General features: G+C 65.5%; 13 protein-coding genes. 4 read left to right on the top strand and 9 right to left on the bottom strand.

All coding sequences use genetic code 11. The features are described from left to right. Window positions 1-11 precede the first annotated feature (11 nt). Window positions 12-602, top strand: coding sequence for a GNAT family N-acetyltransferase (locus EJ903_RS11160; RefSeq protein ID WP_126615165.1), 591 nt, complete (start codon window positions 12-14; stop codon window positions 600-602). Between the two features lie 156 nt (window positions 603-758). Next, complete coding sequence (locus tag EJ903_RS11165; RefSeq protein ID WP_126615123.1) at window positions 759-965, top strand: hypothetical protein; 207 nt, start codon at window positions 759-761, stop codon at window positions 963-965. A gap of 36 nt (window positions 966-1,001) precedes the next feature. Here the strand turns inward: EJ903_RS11165 and EJ903_RS11170 are convergent, their stop codons facing one another. The 5 genes from EJ903_RS11170 to efp form a co-directional block, all read right to left on the bottom strand. Beyond that, complete coding sequence (locus tag EJ903_RS11170) at window positions 1,002-2,762, bottom strand: peptidoglycan -binding protein (protein ID WP_246015456.1); 1,761 nt, start codon at window positions 2,760-2,762, stop codon at window positions 1,002-1,004. A 47-nt stretch (window positions 2,763-2,809) separates the two neighbouring features. Next, the gene (locus EJ903_RS11175; RefSeq protein ID WP_126615125.1) at window positions 2,810-3,955 is read right to left on the bottom strand and encodes a flagellar motor protein MotA; all 1,146 of its coding nucleotides are present in this window, start codon (window positions 3,953-3,955) and stop codon (window positions 2,810-2,812) included. 118 nt (window positions 3,956-4,073) lie between these two features. After that, window positions 4,074-4,892, bottom strand: a complete 819-nt coding sequence (locus EJ903_RS11180) for an OmpA family protein (RefSeq protein WP_246015457.1) — start codon at window positions 4,890-4,892, stop codon at window positions 4,074-4,076. Window positions 4,893-5,018: 126 nt separating this feature from the next. After that, the gene (locus EJ903_RS11185; protein WP_126615127.1) at window positions 5,019-5,837 is read right to left on the bottom strand and encodes an inositol monophosphatase family protein; all 819 of its coding nucleotides are present in this window, start codon (window positions 5,835-5,837) and stop codon (window positions 5,019-5,021) included. Between the two features lie 99 nt (window positions 5,838-5,936). Further along, complete coding sequence (gene efp / locus EJ903_RS11190) at window positions 5,937-6,503, bottom strand: elongation factor P (RefSeq protein WP_126615129.1); 567 nt, start codon at window positions 6,501-6,503, stop codon at window positions 5,937-5,939. 166 nt (window positions 6,504-6,669) lie between these two features. Between efp and epmA the strand changes: the two genes are divergently transcribed. Both epmA and EJ903_RS11200 read left to right on the top strand, forming a co-directional pair. Further along, complete coding sequence (gene epmA, locus EJ903_RS11195; protein ID WP_126615131.1) at window positions 6,670-7,731, top strand: EF-P lysine aminoacylase EpmA; 1,062 nt, start codon at window positions 6,670-6,672, stop codon at window positions 7,729-7,731. A 144-nt stretch (window positions 7,732-7,875) separates the two neighbouring features. Further along, complete coding sequence (locus tag EJ903_RS11200; protein ID WP_126615133.1) at window positions 7,876-8,613, top strand: substrate-binding periplasmic protein; 738 nt, start codon at window positions 7,876-7,878, stop codon at window positions 8,611-8,613. 114 nt (window positions 8,614-8,727) lie between these two features. On the opposite strand, the gene EJ903_RS11205 is transcribed toward EJ903_RS11200, so the two are convergent. From EJ903_RS11205 to EJ903_RS11220, 4 genes are all read right to left on the bottom strand, one after another. Further along, window positions 8,728-10,050, bottom strand: a complete 1,323-nt coding sequence (locus tag EJ903_RS11205) for an OmpP1/FadL family transporter (RefSeq protein ID WP_246015458.1) — start codon at window positions 10,048-10,050, stop codon at window positions 8,728-8,730. Between the two features lie 233 nt (window positions 10,051-10,283). Further along, a complete protein-coding gene (locus tag EJ903_RS11210) occupies window positions 10,284-11,090 on the bottom strand; it encodes a TSUP family transporter (protein ID WP_126615137.1) in 807 nt (268 codons plus the stop codon). Between the two features lie 24 nt (window positions 11,091-11,114). After that, entirely contained in the window at window positions 11,115-11,816 is a 702-nt protein-coding gene (thiE, locus tag EJ903_RS11215) for a thiamine phosphate synthase (protein WP_126615138.1), read from the bottom strand. A 3-nt stretch (window positions 11,817-11,819) separates the two neighbouring features. Then, entirely contained in the window at window positions 11,820-12,749 is a 930-nt protein-coding gene (locus tag EJ903_RS11220) for a class I fructose-bisphosphate aldolase (protein WP_126615140.1), read from the bottom strand. Window positions 12,750-12,922 lie beyond the last annotated feature (173 nt).

Consider the following 12,922-nt stretch of genomic DNA (forward strand, 5'->3'; position numbering starts at 1 on the left):
ACCAGGGCTTTATGATCCGGCTTCTCGGCAGCGGCCTCATCAGCCCGCCCGCCATGCGGCTGGACGGGCCAAGCTGCTACATCCGCCCGCCCTTGCCGCGCGATTGGCGGGAGTGGGCGGAGGTGCGCGACGCGTCCCGCGCCTTCCTCACCCCGTGGGAACCAACCTGGCCCGCCGACGCGTTGACCCGCAGCGCGTTCGGCCGTCGGCTGCGCCGTCAGGCCCAGGAATGGCGCGACGATGAGGGCTACAGCTTTCTGATTTTTGACCGTGAGACCGACGCGCTGGTGGGGGGCTTGGGCCTGACCAACATCCGGCGCGGCGTGGCCCAGATGGGAACGCTCGGCTATTGGGTGGGGCAGCGTTACGCCCGGCGCGGCTATGTCTCCGGCGGGGTCCGGCTGGTATTGGATTTTTCCTTCGGCCATTTGGGGCTGCACCGGATCGAGGCGGCCTGTTTGCCGACCAACCTGCCCAGCCGGGGCGTGTTGGAAAAGGTCGGCTTCACCCATGAAGGCTACGCGCGCGGCTATCTGCGCATCGATGGGACGTGGCGCGACCATGTCCTCTACGCCATCCTCGACAGCGAGTGGCGACGCTGACTTTTCCCGTTCACCACCGGGGTTTTCCTGGGGGTGAGCGCTACCAAAGCATCGGTCCTATGCTGTTTGGTGGATGTCCCGATTGTCAGGATAACCAATCATTAACCAGATCCCGCACATCCTTGTGTGTGCGAAGCATCCGGTCATGGTGGCATCATGTCCAACACACCGACATGGACGAAAGAAGACGCGTATTCCTACGCCGTGGAGCATCGCGGACGCCGGGTCGAGCTTCAGTATGAAGAGGACGGGTTCCGCAGCGGTTGGGCGGTGTATGCCGGGGAAAGCCTGATCCGGCGCTGCGCCGAACTGCCCCAGGCGCGGGGCGTGGCGATCGCGGTGGTGGCCGGACGGGAACCGTGATCCCCGCCAGCGTCCACGCTGGTCTCGTCGCTGGCCTCAGCGCTGATCAAGCTTGATTTCAATCCGACGGTTGCGGGCGAAGGCTTCGTCCGTGGTCCCGGGGTCGAGCGGCTGGAACTCGCCAAAGCCGGTGGCGGCGAGCCGTTCCGGCGGAATGCCGACGTCGATCAGGTATTTCACCACCGAGATGGCGCGGGCCGACGACAATTCCCAGTTGGTCCCGAACTGTTGCCGCACCGGGCGCACATCGGTGTGGCCATCGACGCGCAAAACCCATTGGATGTCGGGCGGAATCGCCTTGCCGATCTCGATCAGGGTGCGGGCCAGTTCGGCCAGCCGCTGCTTGCCGCCCTCTTCCAGATTGGCCGAACCGGAGGGGAACAGCAGTTCGGATTGGAAGACGAAACGGTCGCCGACGATCCGCACGTCGGGCCGGTTGCCCAGCGCCTCGCGCACGCGCCCGAAGAACTCCGAGCGGTAGCGCGCCAAATCCTGCACCTTCGCCGCCAAGGCCTGGTTGAGGCGGGAGCCGAGATCGCTGATCTGCACCCGCTGTTCGGCGCTGGTCTTCTCGGACGCCTCCAAAACCACGGCCAGACGGGCCAACTGCTCGCGCAAGGCCAGAAGCTGTTGGTTCAGCGCCTCGATCTGCTGGCGGCTCTTGCCGCCTTCGGCCTGTTCGCCCGCCAGCGCGTTGGCCAAATCCTTGATGCGGATGTCGCGCTGGTCGATCTCCTTTTGCGCCAGCATGGTCCGTTCCGCCGCGCTGGCCAATTGGCTGTCCAGCGCCTTGGAGCGGTCGCGCAACGCGCCCAGTTCGGCCAGCAGGGCTTGGCGCTGCTCCTCCTCCGTCTTCGCGGCGGCGGCGTTGGCGCTGAGTTGTCCCTCCAGGCTCTTCACCCGGTCGCGCGCGCCGTCCAGTTCCGTTCCCAGCGCCTTGCGTTGGCTGTCCGACAGCGCAGCAGCGGCGAGGGCGGCGGCCAGCTGGCTGTCCAGCGTCTTGGCGCGGTCGCGCGCGGTGGCGAGATCGGTGGCGAGCGCCTGTTTCTGCTCCTCGGCCAGCTTGGCCGCCGCCAGCGCGGCCACCAGACGGGCGTCGAGCGCCTTGGTGCGCTCCCCGGCCTTTTCCAGATCGGTGGTCAGGGCCTGGCGTTGGGCGTCGGTCAGCTTGGCGGCGGCGAGCGCGGCGGTTAGTTGGCTTTCCAGGCTCTTGGCCTGGGCCTCCAGACTCTTGGTCTGCTCCCGCCCGTTGGCCAGTTCGACCGCCTGCGCCTGCTGCTGCTCCCGGGCCTGGCGGATCAGCAGGGCGGCGGCGGCCAGGTCGCCTTCCAGCTTTTCCCGCGCCTCGCGCAGCGCCTTCAGGTCGTTTTGCAGGCTGACCAGTTCCTTGAGCTTCAACTCGTAGCTTTCGCGGTCGACCCGGACGTTGCGCTGCAACTCCTCCAGCGCGCGGGCGGCGTGGTCGCGGTCCTCCTGCAGCTTGCCCATGGCGAGCGTCATGTCGTCGCGGCGGACGACGGAGGATTGCAGCTCCATCGACAATTGCGCGATGTTCACCCGCAGGTCGGCGTTGGCGTCACGCTCCAGCGCCAACAGGTCGTTCATTTCGGCGACCTTGCGGTTCAGCGCGGTCAGTTGCTCATCCCGCCCGGTCAGGGTCGCCGCCAGATAGAATTGGGCGACGACGAAGACCATCAGCAGGAAAATCACCACCATCACCAGCGACGACAGCGCGTCCACCCAGCCGGGCCACGCGTTGGCGTCCCGGTGGCTGTTGCGGCGGCTGATGCTGGCCATGGCGGAACCTCGAAATCCGGTGCGGGTGATGGACGGGGTGGGCCGGATCAGCGCTGTTGCGCGTCAGCTTCTTCCGCCAGCGCCGCGATGGTGCGGGCGAGCAGCTTGATTTCGCTGCGGATCTCCTGCACGGCGTGAACCCGGCCCACCGAGGATTCCTCGACGATGCGGGCCAGATAGATGTCCATGTTGCGCAGATGCTGGCGCGAGGCGTCGTCCAGACCGCCCATCGCCGAGTCCGCCACCCGTTCCAACAGCGCCTTCATGTCGAGCTGGCTTTCGCCCAAGCGCAGCAACAGTTGCTGTTCGGCCCGCATGTGGTCGGTCAGGGTGGAGATCCGCTCTGTCAGCGCCAGCAGGTTCGCGTTGGCGCTGCGGCGGCCCTCTTCGGCGGTGGCGACGGTGCGTTGCAGGGAATCGAGATTCTCCGCCGTCTGTTCCAGCAGCGCTTGCAGATAGGCCGGAACCGATTGTTCCCCCACCTCCAGCCCACCGGCCGCCCCGCTGGACAGGCGGGTGGCGCTGGACAGCCAATCCTCCAGATCCTGGAAAAAGCGGTTGTGCGCCTGGCTGGCCTGAAGCTCCAGAAAGCCCAACACCAGCGAACCGGCCAGACCGAACAGGGACGAGCTGAAGGCGGTCCCCATGCCGACCAACGGCGCTTCCAGCCCCTTTTGCAGGTTGCCGAACATCGCGCCGACATCGTTGCCGGTGATGGACAGGCTGCCGATGACGCCACCGACCGATTGCACCGTGTGCAGCAGGCCCCAGAAGGTGCCGAGCAGGCCCAAAAAGATCAAAAGCCCGATCAGGTAGCGTGACAGCTCCCGCGACTCGTCCAGGCGCGAGGCGATGCCGTCGAGCAGCGAGCGCATGGACAGGGCCGACAGGGTCAGACGCCCGCGACGTTCGCCCAGCATGCGCGCCATCGGGGCCAGCAAAAGCGGTTCATCCAGCGCCGACGGCGGTGTGCCGCTTTGATACTGGTCCAGCCACGCCACTTCCGGGCGCAGCATCAGCACTTGCCGAAAAATAAAGGCGATGCCCGCCAGCAGCGTGGCGAGGATCACCCCGTTCAGCGGCGCGTTGTTCATGAAGGCGGCGTGCAGGGCGGGGAACAGCAGGCCGCAAATCGCCACCACCACCACCAGGAACAGGATCATCCGGGTGAGGAAACGTTCGGGGCGGGTCATGACGGTGGCGACCTCCTGTGGTCGCTCGGGGGGCCGCTGTGGGGTCCGGTTTGGGGCGGCGGCGGTCATCGGGCCTCTCGGTGCGTGGGCCGCGCGGGCGCGGTCGGACGCGTGACGATCACTCGTTCAGAAATTCGATGTCGATGCGGTCGGCTGGGCCGCCACCTTGTGTGTCGATGCCCAGGGCGCGCACGTCGATGCGGCTGCTGCGAACGCCGAAGGCGGTCAGGCGTTCACGCAAGCTCAAGGCGCGGGCCAACGACAATTGCCGGGCCTCCCGCGCCGTTTCAGCGGAGCCGCTGGCGTAGGAGCGCAGTTGCAGCCGGGCGGTGTCGCTGCCGCGCAATCGGCGCAGGATGTCATCCACCAGCGAATCCGCCGAATCGGGCAAGCTCGTCGCGCCAAGAGACAAGGCCAGGGTCAGCGCACTGGCGGGAATCGGCGCGGCGGTGACGGGGGCGGTTGGTGCCGGTGCGGGCGTGAGGCTGGCCGGGGGGAGGGCGGCGGTTTGCACCGGAGCCGTCACCGGAGTGGCAGCGGGGGCCACAGGGACAGGTGTCGGCGCGGTTTTTGCTGTTTGGGCCGGGCGCGGCGCGGGTTTGGCCGGGCCTTCCACCAGCTCCGGCGGGGCCGGAGCATCAAACGGAACCGGGGTCACGAAGCGTGGCGGGGCGATCACCTTGGGCGGAGTGCCCAGATTGGGCCGCCCCGGAACCACCGCCGGTGTGGCGTTCTCCAGCGACAGTTTTGGTGCGGCGGGCGGCGGGGTGGTGGTGGTCTTGACGGTGGCCGGTTGGGCCTGCGCCGACAGGGCGGGCGTTGCCGACAACGCCACCAGACCCGACGCGCCCAGACCCACGGCGCACAGGGCCATGGCCCGGCGAACACCCGTCGGGATGGAACGGCTCAGGCGAACGGTCAGTCCCCAACGGTCCAAGGCGATGCGTCCCCGATTCCCAAAAACAAAGCCCCGGAACCATAGCGCATCGCGGCGCAGCGCGACAACGCTCTTGGCACCGGGGCGGGTTTGGCCCGATCAGAAGACCCGACCGGGTGGTGGTCCTTACGCCTTGACGATCGGCGGGCGCGGCGTGGCCGAGCTCAGCAGCTTGGTCAGCGGAACCTGAAGATGGGCGTTGGTGGCCAGAATGGTCCCGCCGAACACCGGGTTGCGTCCGCCACCGATTTCACCGACGAAGCCACCGGCCTCCGTCACCATCAGGGCACCGGCGGCGCAATCCCACGGGGCCAAACCGCGTTCCCAATAGCCATCGAACCGACCGGCGGCGACATAGGCGAGGTCGAGCGCGGCCGAACCAAAGCGGCGGATGCCCGCCACCTCCTTCATCACCGCTTCCGCTTCGCCCAGGAAACCGGCGTGATCGCCCCGGCCCTTGAACGGGATGCCGGTGGCCAGCAGGCAATCTTCCAGACGGCGGCGTTCGGACACGCGCAGGCGCTGGTGGTTGACGAAGGTCCCCTGGCCCTTCTCGGCCCAGAAAATCTGATCGCCGATCGGCTCATACACCACACCGGCAACGATCTCCCCGCTCTTTTCCAGCGCGATGGAGATGGCCCAGTGCGGCAGGCCGTGCAGGAAATTGGTGGTTCCGTCCAACGGATCGACGATCCAGCGGGCGGTGGCGTCGCTGCCCTTTGACGCGCCGCTTTCTTCCATCAGGAAACCGAACTCGGGCCGGGCCTTCTGCAACTCTTCCCGCAGAATCTTTTCGGCCTTCAGGTCGGCGTTGGACACGAAGTCCGCCGGACCCTTGCGCGAGACCTGGAGGTGTTCAACCTCGCCGAAGTCGCGGACCAGACCTTTGGCCGCCTTTTCAGCGGCGCGGACCATCACGTTGATGAGAGCGGAGCGGGTGGCCATGAGCGTGCGGATACCATGCTGTGCGGGAACTGAAAAAGAATACACCGGCCCCCGCCGATGGCGAGAGCCGGTGGATCACGGCAGACCAAAAAACTGGGATCAGTCCTTGGCGCGCTCGACGTATTCGCCGGTCGCGGTGTCGACGACGATGCGGGTCCCGGCGTCGATGTGCGGCGGAACCAGCACCGACACGCCGTTTTCCAGCTTGGCCGGCTTGTAGGAGGAGGAGGCGGTCTGCCCCTTCACCACCGGATCGGCCTCAACGATGGTCAGCGTGACCTTGCCCGGAATCTCAACGCCCAAGGGGCTGCCCTCATGGGTCTGAACGGTCACTTCCATGCCGTCCTGGAGGAACACGGCCTGGTCGCCGATGATCTCGCGATCAATCACGACCTGCTCGAAGTTCTCCTTGTCCATGAAGGTGTAGCTGTCGCCTTCCGCGTACAGGAAGGTCATTTCATGCTCGTCCAAACGGGCGCGCTCAACCGTCTCCTGGGTGCGGAACCGTTCGATCGACTTGGTGCCGGTGCGCACGTCCTTCATTTCCAACTGGATGAAGGCACCGCCCTTGCCGGGCTGGACGATGGCGGTTTTCGTGATGACCCAGAGCTTGCCGTTGTGCTCCAGCACATGGCCGGCGCGCATCTGGTTGGCATTGACCTTCATGATATACTCATATTTTCCGAAAAGCGGGCGGCGCGGACCCTAGCAGCTTGCCGGGTCTTAGGCAACGCCGACCAGCGTTTGATCGCGCCTTTGCTTGTGATTTGGGCGGGTGGATGCTCTGATGCCGCGCCCCCCGTTCCTGTCCTGACCAGATCGGAAGATCGCCATGCCGTCCTTGCCCGTGTCCGCGCCGTCCTGGCATCCCGATGTCTTTGCCCGCCGTGCCCCGCATCTGGTGGCGCGGAGCCGGGTTCTGGGGGCGGTGCGTGGATTCTTTGCGGACCGGGATTTTGCCGAGGTGGACACCCCGGCTTTGCAGGTGTCGCCGGGCATGGAACCGCATCTGTTGGCCTTCTCCACCGAGTTGCAGGGGCCGAATCCAGACGACCGGCGGCGGCTGTACCTGCACACCAGCCCGGAATTCGCCATGAAGAAGCTGCTGGTGGCCGGGCTTCCGCGTCTGTGGCAGTTGGCCCACGTCTACCGCAACGGCGAGCGGTCGGGAACCCATTCGCCGGAATTTTCCATGCTGGAATGGTACCGGGCCGGGGAGGGCTATCACCGTTTGATCGACGATTGCCGCGACTTGGTGCGCGCCGCCGCGCACGCTGCCGGGCGCGAGCGCTTTTCCTTTCGCGGCCTGGCGTGCGATCCCTTCGCCGACTGGCGCATCCTGACGGTTCCCGACGCCTTCCAGGAGTATGCGGGCGTCGACCTGATGGCGACCTACGACGGCAGCCACGATCCCGACCCGGGGGCGCTGGCGGCTGAGGCGACGCGGATCGGCATCATCCCCCACGCGGGCGACCGTTGGGAGGACATCGTGTTCCGCATCCTGTTCGAACGGATCGAGCCGCATCTGGGGGCGGGTGTTCCCTGCGTGCTCACCGATTACCCGCTGTGCATGGCGGCGCTGTCGCGGCCCAAGCCCGACAACCCGCGCTTGGCCGAACGGTTCGAACTGTACGCCTGCGGTTTGGAGTTGGCCAACGCGTTTGGCGAGCTGACCGACGCGGCGGTCCAGCGCGCCCGCTTCGATGCCGACATGGATTTGAAGGAGCGGCTGTACGGCGAGCGTTTTCCAGTGGACGAGGATTTCCTCGCGGCGCTGGAGCACGGCCTGCCCGATTGCAGCGGCATCGCGCTGGGCTTCGATCGTTTGGCGATGCTGTGCGCGGGGGCCGAGGACATTGCACAGGTGCTCTGGCTGCCGGTGGCGGCGGTGTGAGGAATGGGTCCGGGGAGTTTGAGGAGTTGATGCAGAGAGATTGATTATCGCTTTGGTAACAGATGCTTAACAGTTCCCGCTCAGGCTGATGTTCACCACGCTGCGTCGCAGCGGAAGGAACGGCTTGGCAAGGGAGGCTGGCCTATGATGCGCACCGTCGCTTCGGTCTTTTTGGGCATGGGGTGTGTGATGTCCACCGCGTTGGCGGCGGAGACAGTCACGTTGGTGACGACGGAGTATCCACCGTATTATGCGGCCTCGCTCCCGGACAAGGGGGTGGTTGCCGCCATCACGTCGGAGGCCTTCAAGAAGGTTGGCTACGACGTCACGGTCGAGTTTTTGCCCTGGGCGCGCGCTGTGTCAGAGGTGGAAAAGGGCACCTATGATGGTCTGCTTGGGGTCTGGCATTCCGCTGAACGGGAGCGGTTCATCGCCTATTCCGACCCGCTGATCGACAACGAGATTGGTCTGGTCGCGCTGAAGGACCGCAACATCAGCTACAAGACGCTCAGCGAGTTGAAACCCTACCGGGTGGGAACGGTGCGTGGTTATGCCAACCCGACCAGCTTCGTCGAGGCGGGGTTGACCACCGATGAGGCGAACGACGATCTGACCAACCTGAAGAAGCTGGTGGCCGGGCGCATCGATCTCGCTTTGATCGACAAGGGGTTGAGCGATTACCTGATCGCCGGACAGATGCCGGACAGCAAGGGCGCGGTGGTGTGGCTGGACCCGCCGGTGTCGAAAATCCCGATGTTCAACGGCTTTGCCAAGAACAAGGCCGGGCACGAGAAGCGGACGGCGGACTTCGCCAGGGGCTTGGCCGAATTGCGGGCCAGCGGAGAATTTACCGCCATCGTTCAGAAATTCGGTTTCCGTTGAGATCAGGCTGACACGACCGGCCAGAACAACGACCGGCCAGAACACCAAAGGCCCTCCCCGCGCCACAGGCGGGGAGGGCCTTTGTTTTGCCGTTCAGGTGATCACCCTGTCCTGTCAGAAGGACAAGCGGGCCTGCACGCCGATGATGTCGATGCCGCTCTTGTAATCCGCCGACAGGTTGCCCCGGCCAGCCCCGGCCCCCGTCAGATTGTCGGTCAGATGGATCGAGGTGCTGGGGATGAAGACGTGCGAATAGGCGGCGTCCACATACAGCGACTCGGTCAGGCGATAGCCAGCGCCCACCGACAGCCAGTAACGGTTCTGTTCGGGGATGCGCGGCGTGCGGGTTTCGATGTCGACGGACCCCTTGTCGAAAGCAACGCCGCCGCGCAGGGTCAAATCATCCGTGATCTTGTAGGAGGTGCCCAGCGCGAAATACCAGGTGTCCTTCCATTTTTCCTCGGTCACGGAGTTCAGCGCCGAATTGGCGACGTTGACCCGCAGCTCCTTGAAGCGCGACCAGTTGGTCCATTGCGCGTCCGCCATCACCGCCCAGCGGTCGTTGATCTCGTGGTACAGGCCGATGGAGGCGATTTCCGGCGTGATCAACTCGGCGTTGGCCGCCTGGGTCGGCAGCGCCGAGGCCAGAGACGCGGGCAGACCGGTGAAGGACACGGTGCCGGTCAGCGAATGCTTGACGGCGGAGCGGAACGCCAATCCGATGCGTGTGTCCTTTGTCGGCTGGATCAAGGCACCCAGCGTGTACCCCCATCCCCAATCATCACCGGTCACGTCGCTGATGACGTCCAGCGTGCCGGGCCGACCAAGTCGGCTCGCCCCGAAATCCGAGGCCTGCGACAGTTTGGCCTTGGCGTATTGGACCTGGACGCCGCCGCCGATCGTGAACATGGGGTTGATGCGGTAGGACACCGACGGGGTGAAGTTGTAGGTCTTCAGATCCGACCGGATGCCGTGATACCGGCCAATCCAGTTGTTGCCATAATCGGTGACAAGGCCCCAGGGGCCGTTGGCGGACAGGCCGAGCTTCAGGTCGTCGTTGACCGAGTAGACGAAGTACCCGGCGGGCACGATCGCATCCTGGCCGATGTCCCCTGGTGACGCGTTGCCGGTGATCGACGATCCACCCAGGCGGGTGGCCCGCGTGGCGCGGGCGTTTTCGACCTTTGCCTTGACCATGATGCCAGAGGCGGTCTGAACGACCTGATTGCCGGAAATCAGCCCCATCGTGGCCGGGTTGTAGAACATGGCGCTGGCGTCGCCGTTGCCGCCCGCCGTGACGCCGGCGTAGGCGGTTCCCTGGCCGGAGACGCTCTGTTCCTTCAACGCGAAGCCAGCGGCCAGAGCGGATGAGGTGGCAAGCGGCGCGGCCACGGCGATGGTGGCGGCAGCGGTCAAAAGGCGGGCTTTCAGCGTCATCGGAGACATCGTTCCTTCCCCAAATTGTGTTGTTGACGCTATGATACATAAACTAACGCATAGGTAAAGAGGGCGCAGGAGTTTGATTGATCGAACGTACAAAGGGTCGCGCCGAACACCGGTCTTGACCAGGGCAATGTGGCAAGATTGGACAATTTGTTCAAAAAATAGAAAACCCTCGCAACGATGTTTCGTTGCGAGGGTTTGAGATGCGGCGGAAAGCCGATGACGGGTCAGCCGAACAGGCCGATGAGCGATGAAAAAGCCACACGCAGTATGTTGCTTTCGTCCGACCACACCAACTTGACGGTGATGGCGATGGAGGCGGTGACAAGCATAGGGCGCACGATTCGCGCCCCGTTGCGGATGACCATGTGCGCCCCGACCTGCGCGCCGATGTACTGGCCGATCCCCATCAGGATGCCGACGATCCACACCAGGTGACCGCCGATGATGAAGAACAGCAGGGCGGCGAGGTTGCTGGTGAGATTCAGGATCTTGGTGTGGGCGGTCGCCCGGCGGAAATTGTGGCCGAGCAGGGACACGAAGGCGAGGGCGAAGAAGGTGCCGGTCCCTGGACCGAAGAAGCCATCGTAAAAGCCGATGCCGGTGCCGATGGACAGGGCAAAGGCGTGCTCGCCGATCCGCTGGTGCGCGTCCAACTCTCCGGCCTTGGGTGACAGCAGCAGATAGAGAGCGATGCCGATCAGCAGGATCGGTATGACGTCGCGCATGAAGCTGGGGTTGAGGAGTTGCACGACGGTGGACCCTGCCGCCGCGCCGACGAAGGTGCAGGCGATCATCGGCAACATCGCGCGTGGATTCACTTCGCCGCGCTGGATGAATTTGATGGTGGCCGACAGCGAGCCAAAGCTCGATTGCAACTTGCCGGTCGCCAGCGTTTCAGCGGGCGGCAGCCCGGCGGCCAGCAGGGCAGGAATCGCCAAAAGACCGCCGCCACCGGCGATGGAATCGACAAAACCCGCCAGCAGGCCGACGGCGAACAGCAGGCCCAGGGTTTCGGGCGTCAGAAAATCCATGAGCGTTCCACTGCGCCGCCGCCGTCAACCGGCGTCGGTTCCGTCGGTTTTGGTGGCGACCCAGTCCGTGGGTGCGGCGGCGATGGCGGCGTTCATGGCGGCGACCCCGGCCCCAGGTCCGCCCGGGTGATCCCACACGGCGCTGACCACGGCCAGGAAATCGGCACCGGCGGCGACCAGCGGGGCGCAATTGGCGGCGGTGATGCCGCCGATGGCCACACAGGGAACCTCCATCAGCTCAGCCCACCAGCGCAGCAGGTCGGGTTCGGCGTGATGCTCGGCGATCTTGGTGGCGGTGGGGAAGAACGCGCCGAACGCGACGTAATCCGCCCCTTCCTCCCCGGCGACCATGGCGAGGTGGCGGCTGTCGTGGCAGGTCACGCCGACGATGGCGTCGTTGCCCATGATCTTGCGCGCGTCGCGGTACGGCGTGTCGGTCTGGCCGACATGCACGCCGTCACAGCCCATCTCGCGGGCCAGACGGGGCGAATCGTTGAGGATGAAGGCGACGTCGCGCTCTTGCGCGATCGGGCGCAGGGCGTCGCAGGCCCGACGCACGTCGTCGTCGGAGCAATTCTTCAGACGAAGCTGGACGCAGGCGACATCGCCCGCGTCCAGGGCTTCGATCAGCCGTGGCGCGAAAGCCGCCGGTTCCAGGACCGGCGGCGTCACGAGGTACAGTCGGCAGGCGGCGGGTTCCGCCTGGGACGGCTTTCCCTTGGACAAGGATTACTCCTTGCCCTGGTAGATCTTCATGATCCGGTCGAGCAGCTTCAGCGCTTCGTCGCGCGGGCGCTGGAAGGCGTTGCGGCCGATGATCGAGCCGTTGCCGCCGCCGTCACGGATGGCGCGGGCGTCGTCGAACACGGCGTCCTCACCCTTGGTCGCGCCACCGGAGAAGACCACGATGCGGCGGCCGTTGAAGGCGCACTGCATGATGTGCTTCACGCGGTCGGCCTGGGTGTCGATGACGATCTGCTTGGCCTCATAGACCTTCTTGGCTTCCGCCTGTTCCAGATGGGCCGAGGGCAGCTTCACCTTGATGATGTGCGCGCCCAGCAGGGCGGCCATGTGGGCGGCGTAGCCGATCACGTCCATCGCCAGCTCGCCGTTCTTGGTGACGTCGCCACCGCGCGGGTAGGACCACAGAACGGTGGCCAGACCGTAGGACTTGGCCTCCTTCGACAGCTCGCGGAATTCCTCGTACTGGTCGTACATGGCTTCCGAGCCGGGGTAGATGGTGAAGCCGATGGCCGACGCGCCGATGCGCAGCGCGTCCTGCACCGAAGCGGTCACGGCCTGGTCGGCGTTGCCCTTCTGGTTGGACAGGCTGTTGGCGCTGTTCATCTTGAGGATCAGCGGGATCGACCCGGCGAAGGTGGCCGCACCGGCCTCCAGCGACCCCAGCGGGGCGGCGTAGGCGTTGCAGCCCGCGTCGATGGCGAGCTGGTAGTGGTAGTGCGGGTCATAGCCCGGCTCGTTCGGGGCGAAGCTGCGGGCCGGACCATGTTCGAAACCCTGGTCGACCGGCAGGATCACCAGCTTGCCGGTGCCGCCGAGCTTGCCTTCCATCAGAATGCGGGCGAGGTTCGCCTTGGTGCCGGGATTGTCGCTCTCGTAGTTGGAGAGGATGTCTTTGACGCGGCGCGTGAGCTTCATTGTGGCTCTTCCCCTGGGGCGTTTTTGTAAATGGCGCCGTCTTAGCCCAGACGGGCGCTCTTTGCAACGGGCCGCCCCCGGTTTTGCAGGGCTATCGCATTTGGCCGAGGATGGCTCTGGCGTATTCGTCGGACCAACCTGCCCGCTTTCGCCTGGCTCGGATTGAGTCGGTG

Source organism: Azospirillum griseum, assembly GCF_003966125.1.
Lineage (GTDB): Bacteria > Pseudomonadota > Alphaproteobacteria > Azospirillales > Azospirillaceae > Azospirillum > Azospirillum griseum.

What these genes read in the sequence shown, in the direction of transcription:
- EJ903_RS11165 (WP_126615123.1), top strand. Translation starts at nt 759, where the DNA reads ATGTCCAACACACCGACATGGACGAAAGAAGACGCGTATTCCTACGCC.
- EJ903_RS11175 (WP_126615125.1), bottom strand. Translation starts at nt 3,955, where the DNA reads ATGACCCGCCCCGAACGTTTCCTCACCCGGATGATCCTGTTCCTGGTG.
- EJ903_RS11205 (WP_246015458.1), bottom strand. Translation starts at nt 10,050, where the DNA reads ATGACGCTGAAAGCCCGCCTTTTGACCGCTGCCGCCACCATCGCCGTG.
- EJ903_RS11160 (WP_126615165.1), top strand. Translation starts at nt 12, where the DNA reads ATGATCCGGCTTCTCGGCAGCGGCCTCATCAGCCCGCCCGCCATGCGG.
- EJ903_RS11220 (WP_126615140.1), bottom strand. Translation starts at nt 12,749, where the DNA reads ATGAAGCTCACGCGCCGCGTCAAAGACATCCTCTCCAACTACGAGAGC.
- epmA (WP_126615131.1), top strand. Translation starts at nt 6,670, where the DNA reads ATGCCGTCCTTGCCCGTGTCCGCGCCGTCCTGGCATCCCGATGTCTTT.
- EJ903_RS11200 (WP_126615133.1), top strand. Translation starts at nt 7,876, where the DNA reads ATGATGCGCACCGTCGCTTCGGTCTTTTTGGGCATGGGGTGTGTGATG.
- efp (WP_126615129.1), bottom strand. Translation starts at nt 6,503, where the DNA reads ATGAAGGTCAATGCCAACCAGATGCGCGCCGGCCATGTGCTGGAGCAC.
- EJ903_RS11210 (WP_126615137.1), bottom strand. Translation starts at nt 11,090, where the DNA reads ATGGATTTTCTGACGCCCGAAACCCTGGGCCTGCTGTTCGCCGTCGGC.
- EJ903_RS11170 (WP_246015456.1), bottom strand. Translation starts at nt 2,762, where the DNA reads ATGGCCAGCATCAGCCGCCGCAACAGCCACCGGGACGCCAACGCGTGG.
- EJ903_RS11185 (WP_126615127.1), bottom strand. Translation starts at nt 5,837, where the DNA reads ATGGCCACCCGCTCCGCTCTCATCAACGTGATGGTCCGCGCCGCTGAA.